This window comes from Corynebacterium sp. HMSC06G04, assembly GCF_001807365.1.
GTDB classification, from domain to species: domain Bacteria; phylum Actinomycetota; class Actinomycetes; order Mycobacteriales; family Mycobacteriaceae; genus Corynebacterium; species Corynebacterium simulans.
This window is the reverse complement of the sequence record NZ_KV788627.1, coordinates 1-18,133: the sequence shown is the minus strand read 5'-3', so window position 1 is coordinate 18,133 and position 18,133 is coordinate 1. Positions and strand designations below refer to the sequence as shown.

General features: G+C 57.4%; 20 protein-coding genes. 14 read left to right on the top strand and 6 right to left on the bottom strand.

Translation table 11 applies throughout. From position 1 onward, the window contains the following. Window positions 1-7: 7 nt before the first annotated feature. From HMPREF3158_RS10890 to HMPREF3158_RS12620, 7 genes are all read left to right on the top strand, one after another. A complete protein-coding gene (locus HMPREF3158_RS10890) occupies window positions 8-1,498 on the top strand; it encodes a glycosyltransferase family 87 protein (protein WP_062036692.1) in 1,491 nt (496 codons plus the stop codon). Next, entirely contained in the window at window positions 1,499-1,687 is a 189-nt protein-coding gene (locus HMPREF3158_RS10885; protein WP_062036693.1) for a hypothetical protein, read from the top strand. A 200-nt stretch (window positions 1,688-1,887) separates the two neighbouring features. Then, complete coding sequence (rpsF, locus tag HMPREF3158_RS10880) at window positions 1,888-2,178, top strand: 30S ribosomal protein S6 (protein WP_179294269.1); 291 nt, start codon at window positions 1,888-1,890, stop codon at window positions 2,176-2,178. 55 nt (window positions 2,179-2,233) lie between these two features. Then, on the top strand, window positions 2,234-2,797 hold the full coding sequence (locus HMPREF3158_RS10875) for a single-stranded DNA-binding protein (RefSeq protein ID WP_062036694.1): 564 nt from the start codon (window positions 2,234-2,236) through the stop codon (window positions 2,795-2,797). Window positions 2,798-2,845: 48 nt separating this feature from the next. After that, window positions 2,846-3,298: a 50S ribosomal protein L9 gene (rplI, locus tag HMPREF3158_RS10870; RefSeq protein WP_062036695.1), complete on the top strand. Its 453-nt coding sequence runs from the start codon at window positions 2,846-2,848 to the stop codon at window positions 3,296-3,298. A 568-nt stretch (window positions 3,299-3,866) separates the two neighbouring features. After that, window positions 3,867-5,306 carry a replicative DNA helicase gene (gene dnaB / locus HMPREF3158_RS10865; RefSeq protein ID WP_070498524.1) on the top strand — a complete coding sequence of 480 codons (1,440 nt, stop codon included), beginning with the start codon at window positions 3,867-3,869 and terminating at the stop codon, window positions 5,304-5,306. A gap of 31 nt (window positions 5,307-5,337) precedes the next feature. Further along, entirely contained in the window at window positions 5,338-6,306 is a 969-nt protein-coding gene (locus HMPREF3158_RS12620) for an alpha/beta hydrolase family protein (RefSeq protein WP_158510269.1), read from the top strand. Here HMPREF3158_RS12620 and HMPREF3158_RS10860 read toward each other — a convergent pair. From HMPREF3158_RS10860 to HMPREF3158_RS10845, 4 genes are read right to left on the bottom strand one after another with little or no spacing between them, the layout of a single operon-like run. Further along, window positions 6,230-6,808 carry a VanZ family protein gene (locus HMPREF3158_RS10860; RefSeq protein WP_061925209.1) on the bottom strand — a complete coding sequence of 193 codons (579 nt, stop codon included), beginning with the start codon at window positions 6,806-6,808 and terminating at the stop codon, window positions 6,230-6,232. The genes HMPREF3158_RS12620 and HMPREF3158_RS10860 overlap by 77 nt on opposite strands. A 2-nt stretch (window positions 6,809-6,810) precedes the next feature. Further along, window positions 6,811-8,148 (bottom strand): MFS transporter, encoded by a 1,338-nt coding sequence (locus HMPREF3158_RS10855; protein ID WP_062036700.1) that lies wholly within the window; start codon window positions 8,146-8,148, stop codon window positions 6,811-6,813. Between the two features lie 45 nt (window positions 8,149-8,193). Further along, entirely contained in the window at window positions 8,194-10,458 is a 2,265-nt protein-coding gene (locus tag HMPREF3158_RS10850; RefSeq protein ID WP_070498522.1) for a heavy metal translocating P-type ATPase, read from the bottom strand. Between the two features lie 42 nt (window positions 10,459-10,500). Further along, window positions 10,501-10,704 carry a heavy-metal-associated domain-containing protein gene (locus HMPREF3158_RS10845; RefSeq protein WP_061925201.1) on the bottom strand — a complete coding sequence of 68 codons (204 nt, stop codon included), beginning with the start codon at window positions 10,702-10,704 and terminating at the stop codon, window positions 10,501-10,503. 129 nt (window positions 10,705-10,833) lie between these two features. Here HMPREF3158_RS10845 and trxA point away from each other — a divergent pair, with 129 nt between their 5' ends. Together trxA and HMPREF3158_RS10835 are read left to right on the top strand one after the other, a co-directional pair. Then, window positions 10,834-11,208 carry a thioredoxin gene (trxA, locus tag HMPREF3158_RS10840; RefSeq protein WP_061925198.1) on the top strand — a complete coding sequence of 125 codons (375 nt, stop codon included), beginning with the start codon at window positions 10,834-10,836 and terminating at the stop codon, window positions 11,206-11,208. A 147-nt stretch (window positions 11,209-11,355) separates the two neighbouring features. After that, window positions 11,356-12,099 (top strand): PspA/IM30 family protein, encoded by a 744-nt coding sequence (locus HMPREF3158_RS10835; protein WP_070498520.1) that lies wholly within the window; start codon window positions 11,356-11,358, stop codon window positions 12,097-12,099. Window positions 12,100-12,204: 105 nt separating this feature from the next. Here HMPREF3158_RS10835 and HMPREF3158_RS10830 read toward each other — a convergent pair whose 3' ends face one another. Further along, the gene (locus tag HMPREF3158_RS10830; RefSeq protein WP_070498518.1) at window positions 12,205-13,383 is read right to left on the bottom strand and encodes an NYN domain-containing protein; all 1,179 of its coding nucleotides are present in this window, start codon (window positions 13,381-13,383) and stop codon (window positions 12,205-12,207) included. A 214-nt stretch (window positions 13,384-13,597) separates the two neighbouring features. Here HMPREF3158_RS10830 and HMPREF3158_RS10825 point away from each other — a divergent pair, with 214 nt between their 5' ends. Genes HMPREF3158_RS10825 through HMPREF3158_RS10805 form a run of 5 tightly spaced genes read left to right on the top strand, consistent with a single transcriptional unit; the run spans window position 13,598 to window position 17,600 of the window. Beyond that, entirely contained in the window at window positions 13,598-13,972 is a 375-nt protein-coding gene (locus HMPREF3158_RS10825) for a GntR family transcriptional regulator (protein ID WP_070498516.1), read from the top strand. Next, window positions 13,969-14,850, top strand: coding sequence for an ATP-binding cassette domain-containing protein (locus HMPREF3158_RS10820; protein WP_070498514.1), 882 nt, complete (start codon window positions 13,969-13,971; stop codon window positions 14,848-14,850). The genes HMPREF3158_RS10825 and HMPREF3158_RS10820 overlap by 4 nt, the downstream gene beginning before the upstream one ends. After that, window positions 14,831-15,769, top strand: coding sequence for a hypothetical protein (locus HMPREF3158_RS10815; protein WP_141741043.1), 939 nt, complete (start codon window positions 14,831-14,833; stop codon window positions 15,767-15,769). Before HMPREF3158_RS10820 ends, HMPREF3158_RS10815 begins: the two co-directional genes overlap by 20 nt. Next, window positions 15,766-16,602 carry an AAA family ATPase gene (locus tag HMPREF3158_RS10810; RefSeq protein ID WP_210386651.1) on the top strand — a complete coding sequence of 279 codons (837 nt, stop codon included), beginning with the start codon at window positions 15,766-15,768 and terminating at the stop codon, window positions 16,600-16,602. Before HMPREF3158_RS10815 ends, HMPREF3158_RS10810 begins: the two co-directional genes overlap by 4 nt. Beyond that, a complete protein-coding gene (locus HMPREF3158_RS10805) occupies window positions 16,599-17,600 on the top strand; it encodes a hypothetical protein (RefSeq protein ID WP_062036723.1) in 1,002 nt (333 codons plus the stop codon). Before HMPREF3158_RS10810 ends, HMPREF3158_RS10805 begins: the two co-directional genes overlap by 4 nt. A gap of 335 nt (window positions 17,601-17,935) precedes the next feature. Here the strand turns inward: HMPREF3158_RS10805 and HMPREF3158_RS13055 are convergent. After that, a partial coding sequence (locus HMPREF3158_RS13055; protein WP_210386650.1) for a hypothetical protein occupies window positions 17,936-18,133 on the bottom strand: 198 nt, incomplete at its 5' end.

Sequence of the window (18,133 nt, the reverse complement as noted above, 5' to 3'; positions counted from 1 at the left end):
GATCAGCGTGACTGATAGGGCCCTTCGTAAGGTGAAGTCGGTGGCGCAAGCTCGCCCCGCTTCACCTGTTGCCCCCGCATCACCCGCCGCCACGGATAAGGCAGCGGCGGAAAATACTGGACTCGTTCCGCTTTCGTCGGAGCCTTTTGCGCACGATGTCGTCGAGTTCTTCGGAGGGCCGAAGGGTCGTTTCGCATATTCGGGCAAGAAGCAATGGTTTAGCCCCCTGCGCGCCCTCATCGCGGTGGCTTGGATGTTTCTGGTATTCGGCTTTCTCAGCAAGGCCACTTGCGCGGGCAGCCGCACTTCTGCAGAAGGGCTCATTTCGCTGAACTGGGATGGCAACCGTCAGTACACCTCGTTCTGCTACAACGACATCATCCCGCTCTACGGTGGCCGTGGCCTCGACCAGGGCGGCTTCCCTTATGCCTTTTCGTGGCAGGAGGGTGATCTCACCCGCTACATGGAATACCCAGTCTTGGCCGGTATGTTTCAGGGAATCATGGGTTGGCTCTCGCGCACTACCTACCCGGTGGGCCACTGGTTTGGCATCGCCGAATCCGGTTGGTACTTCGGGCTCACCGCACTGGTGATGTCGTGCATCTGGGTCGTTACCGTCTACATGGTCTTCCGCCTGACCGGAAACCGGGCGTGGGACACCGTACTGATGGCGGCCAGCCCACTGGTAGTCATCCATGGATTTACCAACTGGGACATCCCCTCCATCGCTTTCATGGTGGGCGCACTTCTCGCCGTAACCCGTGGCAAGAATTGGCTCGCCGGAATCCTGATTGGTTGCGGTACTGCGTTCAAGCTGTGGCCGCTATTCATCCTGGGCGCGTTCTTGGTGCTGGCAGTGCGAAACAAGAAGTGGGCACCGTTAGGCGCAATGCTCGGCGGCACGGTGATTTCCTGGCTCGTGGTCAACGTCCCTGTGGCAGAAAAGTACCCGGAGGCTTGGCACGAGTTTTTCCGCTTGAACGAGGAACGTGGCGCGGAGTGGACCACCATCTATGCTGTGCTTAACCGCGTGACGGGAATCGAGTTCAGCCCGGAATTCCTCAACGCCTTCACCCTGCCCGCCTTCCTCATCGCATGCGCGGTCATTGGAGTCTTCGGACTGCGGGTGGCACGTACGCCGCGCGTGGCCGAGCTAATCTACCTAATTTTGATGGCTTTCTTGTTGGTGAACAAGGTTTGGTCCCCGCAGTATTCGCTGTGGTTGGTGGTTCCGGCTCTGTTGGCCCTGCCGCGTTGGCGTTTGCTGATGAGCTGGATGCTTGTCGACGCCCTGGTGTGGCCGGTTCTCATGTGGCACATGCTGGGGGAGGAGAACAAGGGCATCGGGCATGAGCTGCTCGACATCATGGTCATCGCCCGCGACGGCTTCATCATCGTCATTGGTGTGCTCGTCGTGCGCCAGATGCTGGGCAAGAGCGTTGATAAAGTCCGCGCGGCACACGCAGGCCGCGATCCGCTAGTAGGGGAGTTTGCCTAAATGGGAATCACAATCGTGGGAATCGTTTCGATCGTCCTCGGGTTCTTCTGCGTCATGGCTGCTTACTATCTCTATCAGCGCAGCGAAGATCGCCGTTGGCCCATCTTGCTTGGCCTACTGGCGCTTTTGTTTCTGACGGTGATTCCAGCCGGCAGTGCGATCTTCTTCGCCACCACCATGCGGAGCTAGGTGCGAGCCACGCGCACGGTCGTTCGTGTGCTTGGTTACAGACTGTAAGTCCTCAGCGGAAATATCCCGTTGGGGATTTCTTTTTGGCCGGTCAATGCGCTATTGTGATGGGGTTGCTTGACGCAACGTACCCTCCTGCCATATCCGCAAAGGTGATATGGCCGAAAACAATTACTAGACCATAGGAGGTGATGAGGTCCGTGCGTCACTACGAAGTCATGATTATTCTGGATCCTAACCAGGATGAGCGCACCGTATCCCCGTCCCTAGACAAGTTCCTGGAAGTTGTCCGTAAGGACGGCGGCAAGGTTGAAAACGTTGATGTATGGGGCAAGCGTCGTCTTGCTTACGCCATCAACAAGAAGGAAGAGGGCATCTACGCCGTCGTTACCCTTGAGTGCGAGTCCGCATCGGTACTCGAGCTTGACCGCCGCCTGAACCTGAACGACACCATCCTGCGTACCAAGGTTCTGCGCACCGACAGCAAATAGTGGATACTGGTTTCAGAGTTTTAAGAATCCACGTAACCGATAAGGAGAACAGACCATGGCACAGGGAGAAACCCCAATCACCGTTGTTGGCAACGTAGTTGCTGACCCGGAGCTTCGCTTCACCCCAGCGGGTGCAGCTGTAGCAAACTTCCGCGTTGCTTCCACCCCTCGTCGCTTCAATTCGCAGACGAATCAGTGGGAGGATGGCGAAGCCATGTTCCTGACTTGCAACGTGTGGCGCCAAGCCGCAGAAAACGTTGCAGAGACTTTGACCAAGGGCATGCGTGTCATTGTTAATGGCCGCCTCCGCCAGCGTTCTTACCAGAACCGCGAGGGCGAAAACCGCACTGTCTTTGAGGTTGAGGTCGATGAAGTTGGCCCATCCCTGCGCTACGCTTCCGCTCAGGTCACCCGCAAGTCCGCCAATGGTGGCAATGGTGGTGGCAACTACGGCGGCCAGCAGCAGAACCAGGGTGGCAACAACTTTGGCGGCGGCAACCAGGGCGGCTTTGGTGGAAACCAGAGCGCTCCGCAGCAGTCAGCTCCTTCTAATGATCCGTGGAATTCTGCACCACAAGCCGGCAGCTTCGGCGGTGCAGACGCTGAACCCCCGTTCTAAACACTGTCAAACGCAATTATTAACTAACTCAATTGAAAGGCAGGGATCATGAAGCTGATCCTCACCGCTGCCGTTGAGAACCTCGGCGCCCCAGGCGAAATTGTTGAGGTTAAGAACGGCTACGGACGTAACTACCTGCTTCCTCGCGGCCTGGCAATCGTTGCCACCCGCGGTGCTGAGAAGCAGATCGAGGGCATCAAGCGCGCCCAGGAAGCTCGCGCAATCCGCGACCTGGATCACGCACGCGAGGTCCGCAACCAGCTCGAACAGCTCTCCGGCGTTCAGGTTGCAATGAAGACTTCTGAGAACGGCAAGCTTTTCGGCTCCGTTTCTGCAGATGACATCGTTTCCGCTATTGAGGCCGCTGGCGGCCCGAAGCTGGACAAGCGCATCGTCGTTCTGCCAAAGGGCCTGGTCAAGAAGACCGGCAACTACCAGGTCGAGCTCAAGCTGCACGCTGATGTTCTCGGCAAGGTGAACTTCTCGGTCGTCGCTGCCTAAAACTGATTTAAGGCGCACGACGGTTTCCATGCCCGAAGCATGGAAACCACAATGACAACAGCAACGCAGTTGGTCCTTGGGGCCTGCCATGTGAGGTGGCAAACCCCAGGGGCCTTTTGCGCGTTTTAGGCACGATTTCCCCCGCCTGTGGACAACTGTGGATAACTTTCCAAATCTGTGGATAACTTTTGTCAAGTGGAGGCTGTTTTTACCGCTCGTTAACCCGCGGGTAAAAGCGTTAATGCGCAGGTAGATGCGGTTGTCCACTGGTTTTGTGTACATTTTCACATTGGCAAAAACATCACCTGACCTGCGCTTATAGTAATCGCAGGTCAGTGGCTTGAAGGAGTTATCCACAGGTCCTAACAGCAGTCTTAGGGCAAAAGTACGCACTCACCTGGGAATTGCACAAGTGCCTGTGGAAAACTTTCGTTTTATACCCAAGCGAAGCGTGTATCGGGGCGAAAATTGTATGTCTATCCGCTGCATTAGACTTAAAGCTCGAAAGAGTAGCCGAGGGGAGATATGCCGCCTAGCGGCCGCAAAAATATCGTGGGATGGATTGTCTATGACTAATGCAAGCTTTGATGACTCTGACTTCGTACCACCAGAGGCACCCGATGTGCCGGAAGTAGGAGAGCGCCCCTACCGCGGCAAGCGCAAGGATGACGTTAAGCGCTATGGCGAGTTCCGCCAGCCGCCTTCAGATAGGGAAGCGGAGCAAGGCGTCTTGGGCGCTATGCTCCTTAGCCCGAATACAGTTATGGAAGTCATTGAGGAGCTCGAACCAGATGACTTTTATTACCCAGCGCATGCGTTGATTTATCAGGCTATGGTCGATCTTTATGCCGCCGGCACTGACATTGATGCGGTCATCGTGGCCTCCCGTCTAGACCGCTATAACAATCTGGAGCGCGTGGGTGGTGCGCCCTACTTGCACACCCTTTTGGCCACCGTTCCTACTGCAGCGAATGCTCGCTACTATGCGGAAATCGTTGCGGAAAAGGCAGTTCTGCGCAAGCTTGTTGACGCAGGTACGCGCGTTGTTCAGCTGGGTTTTGAAGGCGCCGAAGATGCAGAAATCGAGTCTGTCTTGGATCGTGCCCAGCAAGAAGTGTTTGCGGTGGCGCAGAAGAAGACAACCGAGGATTATCAAGTTCTTGGAAAGCTTATCGATCCAACCATTGACGAGCTCGCGATGCTGCAGCAAAACGGTGGCTTGGAGGCCGGCGTACCAACTGGCTTCATTGACTTGGACAAGCTCACCAATGGTCTGCGTGCAGGGCAGATGATCATTGTCGCGGCGCGTCCTGGTGTTGGTAAGTCGACGCTGGCCATGGACTTCATGCGTTCGGCTTCGTTGCAGCATGGCAAGACTTCCGTAATCTTCTCCCTCGAGATGTCTGCCTCTGAGATCGTGATGCGTTTGCTCTCGGCTGAGGCGGAGGTAAAGCTAACCGATATGCGCGGTGGCCGCGTTTCCACTGAAGACTGGGCCAAGATCGACCAGACGCTCAACCGCATCCAAGACGCGGCACTGTTCATCGATGATTCTCCGAACCTCACCATGATGGAGATTCGCTCCAAGGCCCGCCGCCTCAAGCAACAACATGGTTTGGACCTCATCGTGCTTGACTATATGCAGCTGATGTCTTCCGGCAAGAAGGTTGAATCCCGTCAGCAAGAGGTCTCGGAATTCTCCCGACAGCTTAAGCTTTTGGCCAAGGAGCTCGAGGTGCCGCTGATTGCTATTTCCCAGCTGAACCGTGGCCCGGAGTCCCGCACTGACAAGAAGCCGCAGCTTGCTGACCTTCGTGAGTCGGGCTCGCTGGAGCAGGACGCCGATATGGTTATGCTGCTTTACCGCCCAGACTCCCAGGACCGGGATGACCCACGAGCCGGCGAGGCTGACATCATTCTGGCTAAGCACCGTGGTGGTCCTATCGATACAATCCAGGTTGCGCACCAGCTGCACTACTCCAAGTTCGTCAACATGGCACATGGCTAATAGCCTGCCGCACCCTCAGAATAGGCAACCGGTGTCGCATATCCGCGGCTTAGCGATTTCCGGCGCCTTTGCCGCGGCCGTTATGGCATTGAGCCTCAGTGGCGTTGGTTGTTCCGGCACCCCAGCGCCTGAAGGAGGCACGGGGCAGCCCACGTCGGCGCCCGTGATGCCCACTAAACCCTCTCCGCAGGTAAATGCCCAGAAGTTTGTTTATGGCCATCAACACCCGCGACAACATGGATACTTGGTGACGCCCAAGAAGCTTTCACCTGCGAAAAAGATCCCTTTAGTGGTTTTCTTCCATGGTGGTGGATGGCAAGAAAAGTCTACTGCGCGCTCTGCGGCACCCGTGGTCAACGACCTAGCCCAACACGGAGTTGCAGTGTGGAACGTGGAATACCGTGGCGTGACTTTGAACGCGAAGGATGCGCCTGGTGGGTGGCCAATGACGTACAACGACGTTGCGGCGGCTATTGACTTCATTCCGCAGCTCGCGCATGAATCACGCATCCCCCTCGACATCAGCAATGTCGTTGTTGCTGGTTATTCAGCGGGCGGCAACCTTTCGACGTGGGCTTGTTCGCGTCCGGCGCTGCCGGCAAAGGCACCTGGTGCCGCACCAAAGTTCCGCGTAGATAAATGCGTGGGTATTGCCGGTGTTTATGACATGCACCTGGCCTTTAGACAGCACGATAAGTTTGTGCGCACGCTTCTAGGTGGTACGCCGCGCCAGGTGCCGCAGCGTTATTTCGAAGCTTCACCTGCGGACAATGTCAACGACAAAGCCCGCATCGTGGTGCTCCACGGTAAAAATGACAAGACCGTCAACGCCGACGAGGTCAAATACTTCATGGCTCGAGCACGTGCGCATGGACTCAGCATTGAGACGGTGCTCCTCGATGACGCGGAGCATTATTCGTGGTCTAAGCCGGAAGGGCCGCAGTGGAAAGCTGCGCGGAAAGCGATTCTTCAGCAGATCCATACAGAGACAAATCCTTGACCTTTGCAGGATCACCTAGGCGCGGGCCGAGTACTACGAGCACGATAAATACTGCGGTCGTGGCGATGGCCAACCATTGCCAGAAGGCGTGCAATCTTTTTCCGAGCTGTTGCGCGAACCAGGCGCCGAAGAATGCACCCAGGGTGTTGAAGAAGAGATCATCGATGTCGGTGCGCCCTAGCGAAAAGACGTATTGGATGGTCTCGACTAGGGCAGAGAAGACAAGACCCCAGATCGTTGCCTTGAGTTTCGAGCCCACCTGCACGTAGAGCAGTATTCCAAGTGGGACGAAGAATGCGAAGTTACCGCCGTATTCAAACGCGGGCTTGAACCAGCTGCCGGAGAACAGATCATCCAGCGGCATCAGACGCAGCTCCCTGGCGCGTTGATTGTCCGGATTCCAGAGATAGCCGATCTGGAAGAAGGCTTTCAGGGTGGTCAGTGACAAAATGACCGTGCAATATCCACCCAGAGCAACGGCAGCGCGCAAGCGTGCTTTCATCTCTATACCAGGGCCTTTCCCCGTTGTTCCGGAAGTAAGAATGCGGCAATTGTTGCCACGGCGAATGCGGCGGCGAAGATGGCAAAAAGCCAGGGCTTACCGCCGTGCGAGACTACCACTGGCACCATCAATGGAGCGAGAATGGAAGCAAGCCGGCCGAAGCTCGCGGCGGCACCCGTTCCCGCGCCGCGGAGGTGGGTGGGATAGAGCTCTGGGCCGATGGCGTAAAGCGCACCCCAGGCTCCCAAGTTGAAGAAGGACAACAGGCAACCTGCCACGAGAATCAAGGTCGTGGTGGATGCAAAACCATACATTCCTGCTGCACAGGCGGAACCGATTAGGAACGCGGCGAGCGTTGGGCGTCGGCCCCAGGATTCAATAAGCCAGGCTGCAGCGGCGTAGCCGGGCAGCTGGGCAAGCGTGATGATTAACGTGAAGCTGAAGGATTTAACCAGGCTGAACCCATCGGCTACGAGGAGTGAAGGAATCCAGATGAACGCGCCGTAGTAGCTCAAGTTCACACAAAACCAGATGCTCCAGAACGCGGCGGTCCGCCGGCGCAGTGATGCCGACCAAATGCTAGTCGAGGTGATGTCTTCCTCCCCGTAGGTCGGTGGGGTAACGGCAGAAGATTGAGGTTTGCCCTCGGATCTGGCCGCTGCTTCGAAGGAGGCCACCGCCTCTTCTGCCTCCGCGTGCCGGCCTTTGGATTCCAAGAAACGCACCGATTCGGGCAGACGGAGGCGCACGAACAGGGCGTAGATGGCAGGTGCCATTCCCAGCGCCAAGGCCCAGCGCCAGCCGCTAGGCGACGCCCCGACTACAAAGGTGCCAATGAGCGCTGCGAGCACCCAGCCCACTGCCCAGAAAGCCTCAAGTATGACCACCATGCGTCCACGCACTTTAAGCGGGGAGAACTCGGAAATGAGCGTTGATGCCACCGGCAGTTCTGCGCCTAAACCGAGGCCGACGATAAAGCGCAGGATAAGGAGCATCGTCAATCCGGTCGAGAGGGCTGATGCGCCGGTGGCCAAACCGTAGACCAGCAGGGTTAGCGCGAATACTTGGCGGCGCCCAATCTTATCGGCGAGCAATCCTCCAAAGGTCGCGCCGAGTGCCATGCCCACGAAGCCGATTGAAGCCAGCCAAGAGGATTCGGTAGGGCTAATGCCCCAGTGGGTTGCCAAAGCTGCCATGACGAAAGAGATGAGTCCAACATCCATGGCATCGAGTGCCCAGCCGATCCCTGAGCCGGCTAACAGCTTCTTGTGTTTCTTAGTAACAGGCAGGCGGTCGAGACGCTCTGCGCGTGAAATGTAGCCTTGGTTGATTGTCTGCATACCAGGGCACTATAGCCGGGTATAGCTCTGTGTGCTGGGAAAATGCTAGGAAGTTTGGAAGTTGCGCAGACGCAGTGAGTTGCTGACAACGAACACGGAGCTAAAGGCCATAGCGATGCCGGCGAAAAGCGGGTTGAGTAGGCCCAAGGCGGCTACTGGGATGAGCAGTACGTTGTAGGCAAAGGCCCAGAAGAGGTTGCCCTTGATGATGCGCAGCGTGCGCCGCGAGAGCCGGATGGCGTCGGCTGCGGAGCGCAGATCGCTGTTCATCAAGGTGATATCGGATGCTTCAATCGCCACGTCGGTGCCAGCCCCCATGGCTAGGCCGAGGTCTGCCTGGGCAAGGGCTGCTGCGTCGTTGACGCCGTCACCCACCATGGCAACGGTCTTTCCCTCCTCCTGCAAGTGCCTAATTACCGCCACCTTGTCGGACGGCAGCACGCCTGCGGTCACGTCCGCGTCGGCGATGCCCACGGCCTTGGCGACGGCGCGCGCTGCTCCTTCGTTGTCACCGGTCAGAAGATGTGGGTTAAGGCCGAGTTCGCGGAGCTTGGCGACGGCCGTGGCAGACGTCGGCTTCACCGTATCGCGAACATCGATGATTCCAGCGAGCGTATCGTCCACGTAGACGGCGACCGGGGTTGCACCCTCGGCCTCCGCGGCCTGGAAGGTGGCGGCGAGCTCGCCGCGTGCTGCTTGCTCACCCTTTATGCGTCCTACGCGCACGCGGTGTCCGTCTACTGTGCCCTTGACGCCTTGGCCTGCCACGGAATGGAAATCGCTTGCGGGCTCAATGCGGCCTGCCTGCGGCAGATCTTGGGCTGCTGAAACGATGGCCTTGGCAATCGGATGCTCAGAACCTACTTCCACCGCCGCGGCGAGCAGGAGAAGCCTGCCTTCTGCTGTAGAGCCTCCCATTTGCTGTGCGAGATGCACACGTGCGACGGTCATTTTGCCCTCGGTGACGGTGCCGGTCTTGTCCATGACGATGGTGTCTACCTTCTTGGTGGACTCGAGGACCTCAGGGCCTTTGATGAGAAGCCCCAGCTGCGCGCCGCGGCCAGTGCCCACCAAAATGGCAGTCGGAGTTGCAAGGCCCATTGCACAGGGGCAGGCGATGATGAGTACAGCGACCGCAGCGATGAAGGCTGGTGCGACGCCGTCCCCAAAGATCAAGTGCGCGAGCAGCGTTAGGGCGGCAATGATGATGACCACGGGCACGAAGACCTGTGCAATCTTGTCTACCAGGCGCTGGACTGGGGCCTTGGAAGCCTGGGCGTCGGTGACCAGCTTGGCCATTTGCGCGAGCGTGGTATCCGCGCCGACCTTGGTGGCGCGGACTTCTAAGCGGCCGGCGGAGTTTAACGTGGCGCCGGTAACGTGGTCACCCGCCTTGACTTCCACGGGCATTGACTCGCCTGTCAGCATGGACTCGTCTACGGCGGAGACGCCGGCTTCCACGACGCCGTCGGTGGCGATCTTCTCGCCAGGACGAACGACGAATACGTCTCCTACCTGGAGCTGTGTGATGGGCACGCGTTTTTCCGCGCCGTCGACAAGCAGCGTAGCGTCCTTGGCGCCCATCCCCAGAAGCGTGCGCAGCGCCTCCGAGGATTGGCCCTTGGCTTTGACCTCAAACCAACGGCCCAACAGCAAGAATGTGATGACCATGCCCACCGATTCCAGATAGATGTGATCCATCTGTGCGTGGTTGGACATCAGCTCCATGTGCATCTTCATCCCAGGCTGGCCAGCGGTGCCGAAGAACATGGCATACAGCGACCAAAAATAGGCCGCGGTGGTTCCTATGGAAATCAGCGTGTCCATGGTGAAGGAGCCGTGACGAAGGTTTGCCCACGTCGCCTTGTGGAAAGGTGCGCCGCCGAAGATATAGACGATGGTCGCCAGAATTGCGGCCGCCCATTGCCAGTTGTTGAACTGCAGGCTGGGCAGCATGGAAACCAGCATTACCGGCGTGGAAAGCGCGGCTGAGATGAGGGTGCGGCGCAGTAGATCACGGGACTCCTGGGCGCGCGCGACCGCGGCAGGATCTGCGTCATCCGCGGGGCCTTCCGTATTGGAAGAATCATCGCCCATAGTGAAAGCGTCGTAGCCGGCGCCGCGAACTACCTCAATGAGGGATTCGGGGTTTGCAGTGGCCGGGTCGTACTCAATGGCGGCGGTCTCGGTGGCGAAGTTGACATTGGCCGTTACTCCGTCGACCTTGTTGAGCTTGCGCTGCACGCGCGACGAGCACGAGGTGCACGTCATGCCGGAAACGCCAAGATCCAGGTGGGCGAGATTAGTCATGGTTCTAAGAGGGAAGAGTGAATTAGGAAGGGGAAGAGTGAATTAGGCCTTGACCTTGTAGCCTGCCTCTGCAACGGCGGCGACAACCTGCTCGTCGGTGAAGCCCTCGCCCTCGACGGTGACGGCGCCGGTGGTGTGGTCTGCGCTAACGGAGCTGACGCCGGCGATTTCGCCGACCTCTTCACGTACCGACATTTCGCAGTGTCCGCAGGTCATGCCCTCTACGGTGTAGTTCTTTACGCTCATTGTTTTTCCTTTCTTTGGGTACAACCCGACCGTATACCCCCAGGGGGTATATTGCAATAGTGCGCTAAGGAATAACACATAGTCATGTACCGTTGATAGGAAAGACCCCGAAAAACAGGAGAGATTTATATGGCAACTATCGACGTAACCGAAGAGACCTTTGAGCAGACCGTGTCCGGTGAGGGCATTACTCTCGTAGATGCTTGGGCTGATTGGTGCGGCCCGTGCAAGCGCTTCGCGCCGGTATTTGAGAAGGCTTCCGAGGAGCACCCAGACGCGACCTTCGCCAAGCTCGACACCGAGGCAAACCAGGGCCTTTCCGCAGCGCTGCAGATCCAGTCCATTCCTACCCTGATGATCTTCCGTGACGGGATCCTGGTCTTCCGCGAGGCGGGTGCATTGCCACCAGCAGCCCTCGAGGATGTGATCAAGCAGGTTAAGGAGCTCGACATGGAGGACGTTCGCCGTCAGGTTGAAGAGCAGAACGCGCAAAGCGAGAGCTAGGAAGGCAGCGGGTTCGGCGCATAGCGCTTTATCCCCCACCCTCAAGCTCTTTTCTCGGACGCTTTCTAGCTAGTCCGGCTAAACTCGCTAGAAAGCGTCCTTTTTATTGGGACCTTCCCTTATTTCCACACGCAAGGAGTTAGTTCAATGGCGAATCCATTCAGCAAAGGCTGGAAGTACGTAATGGCCTCTTTCGATCAGAAGATCGATGAGAACGCCGACCCTAAGGTGCAAATTCAGCAGGCTGTGGACGGTGCCAAGGAACAACACCGCAAGATCTCCGAGCATGCGGCGGAAATCATCGGTCACAAGAACCAGCTCGAGCTGCAGATCAACCGCCTGCTCAAGCAGCAGGAGGATTACCAAAACCAGACGCGCCGCGCCCTCGAGCTAGCAGATAAGGCGGATGACCCGCAGTCTGCTTCCGAGTACAACCAGGCTGCCGAGGTCGTAGCCTCTCAGTTGGTTGCTGTGGAACATGAGCTGGAGAACGTAAAGACTCAACACGCCGCTGCCGCTCAGGCTGCAGAGCAGGCTAAGGCTCAGCAGCAGCAGTCCGAGGCGCGCCTGAAGGAGCAGCTAGCACAGGTCGACGAGCTCATGGCGCAGGCTGATCAGGCTGCGATGCAGGAGCAAAACGCAAAGGTCGTGCAGTCCATGGACGAACTGCAGCCGGATGACTCCGTGCCTACGCTAGATTCTGTGCGCGCAAAGATTGAAAAGCGCTATACCGATGCACTGGGTGCGCAAGAGCTGCACCAGGCTTCCGGCGGCAGCCGTATTCAGGAAATCACCGCGGCCGGCAATGACATGAAGGCAACCTCCCGTCTGGAGGAGATCCGCGCCGAGATGGCCAAGCAGAAAGAGCTGGGCTCCGGTGAGCAGAAGTAGTCACTAAGGCTTTTAAGGCAGAAATAGAAAAAGAGGCGGCCACCTCCTTCTTTCCTCAACGCTGAGGGAGCTGAAGGGGTGGCCGCCTCCTTTTAGGCGAGGAGGTTAGCTTTCCTCGCGGCGGATGGCGATGAGGACGCCACGAATGCCGGAGTGGAAGCCATCGCGCAGATTGACGCGTTGGGATTCGCTCAGCGTGTACTCGTGCAGAGTTTCACAGGCAAACTGCAGCAGCGGGCGGTCGACCTCCGGCGGCAGGCCGCCGCCCGAGAGTAGGTGTGCTTGGTCGCGTTGCTCGGCGTTGGCGGCATTCTCGAACCACCAGGAGGCGTATTGCTGGCCGACGTCGAATGGCGACTGGAAGCCTGCAGAGGTCCAGACCTCCTCGGGTAGTGGCACGTACTTGGAGCGCAGCTTGCGGCGCGGAGCCATCATGGACGGCTTCGGTGCAGCTGGCTTCGGAGTCTCGGCTGCGCTTTGCGTTTCGTCGGTGGAATCCGTAGCTGGGGGCTGCGGTGCCTGCGTGTTCTCGGCCGCAGGCTTGGCCTCGGCAGTTTCACCCGAGCCCGTTGTGGTGGCCGTCTGTGGCGCGAGGTCGGCAGGGGAGGGGCTGGGCTTCGGTGCTGAGGTAAACGCTGCTTCTGCCTCGGAAGGCTCGCACTCGTCCTCTACTTGAGGCACCTGCGGCAGCTCTTCGTCGCTGTTGTGAGGCTCGCGGATGGTGGGCGGCAGTGGGCCTTCCAGGACCTGGAGCTCCATTGCGTCGGCGAAGTCTTCGCGCGGATCGAGGATGGTCGTGGTGTCACAAGCGTGGCGCAGGGCGGAGGACATGGAGTCCCAGCCAAAGCCATAGAGGTGCACGCGCACGCCCGCGTTTACGGCTTCTTGTACGCCTGGGATCATGTCGGCGTCACCGGAAACCAACACAAAGTCGGTGACTTGCTGCTTCATTGCAGCGAGGATCATGTCGGCAACGAGGCGGGTATCGACTGCCTTTTGGGTGCGGCGCTCGCCCCACTCGATGAGCTGGCCGGTGCGAAGTTGCACGCCATCACAGGTGCGCAGTGCGCGCTGGTAGCGGTGTGGGCCAGTGTCTGGGATTCCGTCGTACCAGTACTGGCGGTGAATGCGGTTTCCGAGCTGATTCTCCACCATGGAACCGAGATTATTTACGACCTCTGGGAGGTCTATTTCTAGTTGCGCGCGAGCTCCGGTTTCCCATGAGTTATAAAAGCTCGCAAGCAGGTAAGACGTGTCAACGAAGACAAGTGTTCGTTCAAGCATGGCTCCTAAGTTCCGTTCCTAATAGTTCTAAATAAATTTTCTTTGGGATCCAGTGTGCCCCATTAGTCACTAAACGTCGATGCCTTGGGGAAAATTGGCAGGTCAGGCGGCCTAGAAAAGTTTTGCTCTTGCGTCAATCTAAAATCCGAGGTACTTGTTTAGTTAGTTAGTTGAGTAACTAACCAGTTGAGCAAGCGAGGAGGTGCAGGCGTACATGGATAACTCAACGCAGCCGTTGTTCAGACAGATCGCCGCGCTAATTGAGGACTCCATCGTGGAAGGTGGCCTGGAAGAAGGAGCGCAGGCGCCTTCGACGAATGAGCTAGCCGCCTTCCACAACATCAACCCCGCCACGGCACGAAAGGGGATTACTTTGTTGACCGAACTCGGAATTCTAGAAAAACGCCGCGGCATCGGCATGTTCGTGGCGGTCGGCGCTACCGAAAGAATCCGCCAGCGGCGACGCAATGACTTCGCCGCCGAATACGTCGCCCCCCTCGTCGATGAGGCCGTCCGCCTTGGGTATACGCGCGAGCAATTACAAGAACTTGTCCACCGTGTCGCAGAAAGCAGAGGACTCTACTCATGACCGCACACACCGCGAACCCCGCAAACGCTGCAATTACTGCAAACACCGTTGCAACCGCGCAGGGTGTTTCCAAGTCTTTCTCCCGCAAGACCGTCCTGGACGGCGTCAATATTCAGCTAGCGGAAGGCCGCATCTACGGGCTCGTTGGCCGCAACGGCACAGGCAAGTCCACGCTGCTTTCGCTGCTAGCCGGGCAGGCGCGTTACAAGGGAAAAATTGAGGTCTTCGGACAAGCGCCTTTCGATAACGCCGAGGTGATGGATCAGGTGGTCTTCGCTGGCGTGGACACCGCCTACCCGAGTTCCTGGAAGTTTGGCGCGATTGTGAAGGTTGCAGCCCAGCGCTACCCCCACTGGCAGCAGGAGGTGGCGGAGCATCTCATCGAGGTCTTCAGCCTCGATCTGAGCACGCGACATGGTTCGGCTTCCCGCGGCCAGCGTTCCATGCTGGCTATTGTCATTGCTCTCGCGGCGCGTGCACCGCTAACTCTGTTGGATGAGCCTTACCTGGGTCTCGATGCCTATAACCATGAGGCCTTCTATCGTGAGCTCCTCGCTGAGCTGGAGGCCCATCCGCGCACGGTGGTGTTGGCGACCCACGATCTGCACGCGACTTCGCAAGTGGTCGACAGCTACCTAGTGCTGCGCGACGGCGTTGTCCGCACTTTTGATGCCGCTCTGCTTGACGACGCCCTCGTTGAAGTCGCAGTTACCGGGTCCCTACCCGCAGAGCTGGAAGAGGCGGCGCTCGTTAAGGAGACCGTAGGTGGCAATACCCGCGTCATCGTGGAGCGCGGCGTCGCCCAAGGCAAGCCGGTCAACTTGGAAGATGCAGTGAAGCTCGCGATGGGAGGGCTCGATGTTAAAACCCATGTTTAGCCTGTTTTGGCACCACATCACCGACTATTGGTGGCGCTGTCTCGCCGCGGTGGTACTGATTGTAGTTTTTTCCTCGGCGCGGTTCTGGACAGACTTCCCCCTATTTTCGCAGGTTATGTACTCGTGCTTGGGTCTCAATTTGGCCGTTGCACTCTTGGTCCCTTTTCCGGCATTCAAGGCCTTTGGCTACCGGCGCGCGGATTTCCTTCGTTTGAATATTCCCCTCGCGGTGCTCGTGGTCGGAGTCATTGCCGTGTTCAATATTGGTGTTATCCCACTGCCGCAAGCGCTGGGAATCACCGGGCTAGTCGCACTTTTCGTCGTTTGGTATTTATACAAGCAAATCCGTGATAAAGATCGTGAGCGCAAGCGCACCGCCGTTAAAGATTCGAAGGGCTCGCGGTGGAAAGTCATACTATCCACTGCCGTCATCGTTGGCGGCCTGCTCTTCGCTTGGCAGAAGTTGCTCCCCGGCGTATTCCCTTCAGTGAGGGATCCATTTATTTGGGCAATTCCCGTCCTCTTTGGCGCCCTTGGTAGCAGCTGGCTCTTTGGCGACGACCTTTACATGTGGCAGGCATTCGGGCGCACGCGCCGCTCCTGGCGCCGCCACAACCTAGGCACGGGCTTGCTCGGTTTGGTGTGCGTGCTTGCACTAAGTGGGCTGCTTGCGCCCGCGGATCTCTTCGTGAATGTAGGACTTTATGTCCTGTTCTTTGTGTTGTGCAATGCGAGTTTGTGGTTGGGCCTCGTTGGAGTGATAGGAGGAATGAGCCTTCTCGGGTTTATTCGGGGCGTGGAAATGTCGCAGCCTACCGGCGCGATCGTATGCGTAGTCTGCATCGTCCTTGTTTTGCCCGTTCATTACTTTTACCCGCTGTACGCAAATACCCAACGTATCCCGGAGTGGTCGAAATGATTAAAGCCGAAAACCTAGCTATGCAAAATGCTCCGGCGCTGTCTTTCGCGCTCGAAGATAACCTGACCCACGGCCTGGTGGGTCCCAATGGAGTGGGCAAGACGACGCTGCTGCGCATGATCGCAGGCCAGCTCAAGTCGGAGGGGTTGAAAGTCTTTGGGGAGCGTCCCTTTGACAACCAGAAGATCATGGATCGCATCATCCTGATGGGCATTGATAACCCCCTTTTCGATGGCTGGAACGTAGACAAGCTCTTCCGCATTGGCAAGGCGCGGTGGAAGACCTGGAACCAGGAGCGGGCTGAAGAGCTTGCCGCGCAATTTGCGCTCCCGAAGAAGAACTACTCCGGCTTGTCCCGCGGCCAGAAGTCCGCGATGGGTTTTATCTTCGCCGTAGCTTCCGGCTGCGAGTTGATGCTGCTGGATGAGCCCTACCTGGGCCTCGACGTCGATAAGCGTCAGCGCTTTCTTGAGGTCCTCCGGGAGGAACAGGGCAAACGCACGATTGTGGTGTCCACCCATCATCTCTATGAGATTGAGGGCTACCTCGACACGGTGCTTTTGCTTGGCGAAGCCCCCTTGTCTGGCCCCATTGAAAGCCTCGTCGACTGCATCGTGGCGGTGACGGGCCCTGCGGAACAAGTAGATAGGGCACTGGGGCGCCTACAGTTGCCGGTATTGGCCCGCCATTCCTCGGTCCACGCAGAGCGTGTGCTTATCGACGCCCGCCCCAACTTCGCCGAGTGCGTCTTCGATCAGGCGGCAGAATTCGGGCTACGCGCGCAGGAAGTCACCCTGGAAGAGGCGGTGTTGGCGCTAGGAGGTGCACAATGAAACTCTTCTTCGGCACGCTGAATTGGGGAAACTCGCTGCTGTCGATTTTCTTGCTTTGTGGGTTCTTCCTGGCGGGAGGCGCCGACAATGCGTTTATTGCGAGTTTCGTGTTCGTCGGTCTGTGGGCCGGTATTTTTACTGCCGGCCCGCAAGGAATCAAAGCGCAGCCATTAGGGCTTAACACAGCCACTAAAACTCGATACGGGCGCATCGCAGCGCTCTTGCCAGCTGTGATTGCTGGCATTTTGGCCATCTATCTGCGTTGGTGGATTGCTCTCGCTATCACGGTGCTAATCCTCGCGTGGAAGCTGATCTGTTGGAAGGCCAAAGCCAAAACCATGACGGTCGAAGACCTTCTAGCGGATACTCCAGGCAATGATAGCTTTGGACGCTTCCCGGCAAGCCTTGAAGGTCAGCTGGTCTACCGCCCGTTGGTTCGCGGTTGGTTCATCGGCTGGGTGGTCCTGTGTATCGCAGCGGTGGCGAACGCCTTCATCAGCAACACATGGCCTGAGAACGGACCGAATATCGGAAACATGCTGATGACAATAGCCGTCTTGGCCATGACGACAACTTTTGTGCAACACCTAGATTCTTTGGCCAACTTCGTCACGCTTGGTGGCAGCCAAAGTACATGGGCGCGACATGTCATCATCGCAAGCTTGGTCAGTCCGGCGGCGAGCCTCCTTGGCGTTGGGCTTAGCTGGCTAATTGTGGGTAAACCTATTTGGCTCATTGCAGTATTCGGCTTCCTGGTGCCCGCACTCGTTGTCTCACTTGAATTGTGTTCGTGGAAGACCGTCTACATGCCGGTGCTGATTGCCGCTGCAACGGCAGCCATCTTCGTGTTGCGAATGAAGGAGATGCTCGACGGGTTGCCAATGATGCTCGCGGCGGCCGTTACGTACGTGCTGTGGGCGTTGCTGCTGCCCGCCAACGTGCGACGGGTGAATCCATACGCCTCAGGCCTTAAAAAATGGCTAGGTATTAAGGCCTAAAAAGTTGGATTTACCAGCAGATTTGTAAAGTTTCAAAGTGATGTGTAACTTTATGTGAGTCAGCGCGACCGACAGCGCCCCACAGTGACACAGTGACTGGCTGAAGCGGCGATAGGAAAACAGGCCCTGACAAAAACAAATTTTTTGCTCATGATGAGCCGCCACCATTCAAATGGTGTCCGTTCGTTGTGTGGCGATGATGTCTGAGAACTCAATAGTGTGCCAATGTACTTTTTTCTGCATTGTGTGGTTGATTGTGATTGTGCTGGTCATTCTGGATGTTTGGCTGGTGTGGTGTGTGCCGGATCGGGCCTTGTGGGCGCGATTGTAAATAATTAAGTTTGTTTGGTATGCATTTTTAAGTCATGTTGGCTGCATTTTTGTGGTTTGACTGCCCCCTTTATTTTTGCCCCGTCGGGTTGGGGGTGGTTGTGATTTTTCTTTGTATAGTAATTTTTTGGATTTGCCAGCCTTATTGAGCATTCATTGTGATGGGTGTTTGGTTGGTTTGTCTTTTTGTTAGGTTTGGGCTT

Excerpts from the sequence above, each read along its gene's own strand:
- HMPREF3158_RS10875 (WP_062036694.1), top strand. The coding sequence starts at position 2,234 with ATGGCACAGGGAGAAACCCCAATCACCGTTGTTGGCAACGTAGTTGCT.
- HMPREF3158_RS10805 (WP_062036723.1), top strand. The coding sequence starts at position 16,599 with ATGAAACTCTTCTTCGGCACGCTGAATTGGGGAAACTCGCTGCTGTCG.
- HMPREF3158_RS10835 (WP_070498520.1), top strand. The coding sequence starts at position 11,356 with ATGGCGAATCCATTCAGCAAAGGCTGGAAGTACGTAATGGCCTCTTTC.
- HMPREF3158_RS10810 (WP_210386651.1), top strand. The coding sequence starts at position 15,766 with ATGATTAAAGCCGAAAACCTAGCTATGCAAAATGCTCCGGCGCTGTCT.
- HMPREF3158_RS10885 (WP_062036693.1), top strand. The coding sequence starts at position 1,499 with ATGGGAATCACAATCGTGGGAATCGTTTCGATCGTCCTCGGGTTCTTC.
- HMPREF3158_RS10820 (WP_070498514.1), top strand. The coding sequence starts at position 13,969 with ATGACCGCACACACCGCGAACCCCGCAAACGCTGCAATTACTGCAAAC.
- HMPREF3158_RS10825 (WP_070498516.1), top strand. The coding sequence starts at position 13,598 with ATGGATAACTCAACGCAGCCGTTGTTCAGACAGATCGCCGCGCTAATT.
- HMPREF3158_RS10830 (WP_070498518.1), bottom strand. The coding sequence starts at position 13,383 with ATGCTTGAACGAACACTTGTCTTCGTTGACACGTCTTACCTGCTTGCG.
- HMPREF3158_RS10860 (WP_061925209.1), bottom strand. The coding sequence starts at position 6,808 with ATGAAAGCACGCTTGCGCGCTGCCGTTGCTCTGGGTGGATATTGCACG.
- HMPREF3158_RS10845 (WP_061925201.1), bottom strand. The coding sequence starts at position 10,704 with ATGAGCGTAAAGAACTACACCGTAGAGGGCATGACCTGCGGACACTGC.
- dnaB (WP_070498524.1), top strand. The coding sequence starts at position 3,867 with ATGACTAATGCAAGCTTTGATGACTCTGACTTCGTACCACCAGAGGCA.
- HMPREF3158_RS10850 (WP_070498522.1), bottom strand. The coding sequence starts at position 10,458 with ATGACTAATCTCGCCCACCTGGATCTTGGCGTTTCCGGCATGACGTGC.
- HMPREF3158_RS10815 (WP_141741043.1), top strand. The coding sequence starts at position 14,831 with ATGTTAAAACCCATGTTTAGCCTGTTTTGGCACCACATCACCGACTAT.
- rplI (WP_062036695.1), top strand. The coding sequence starts at position 2,846 with ATGAAGCTGATCCTCACCGCTGCCGTTGAGAACCTCGGCGCCCCAGGC.
- trxA (WP_061925198.1), top strand. The coding sequence starts at position 10,834 with ATGGCAACTATCGACGTAACCGAAGAGACCTTTGAGCAGACCGTGTCC.
- HMPREF3158_RS10855 (WP_062036700.1), bottom strand. The coding sequence starts at position 8,148 with ATGCAGACAATCAACCAAGGCTACATTTCACGCGCAGAGCGTCTCGAC.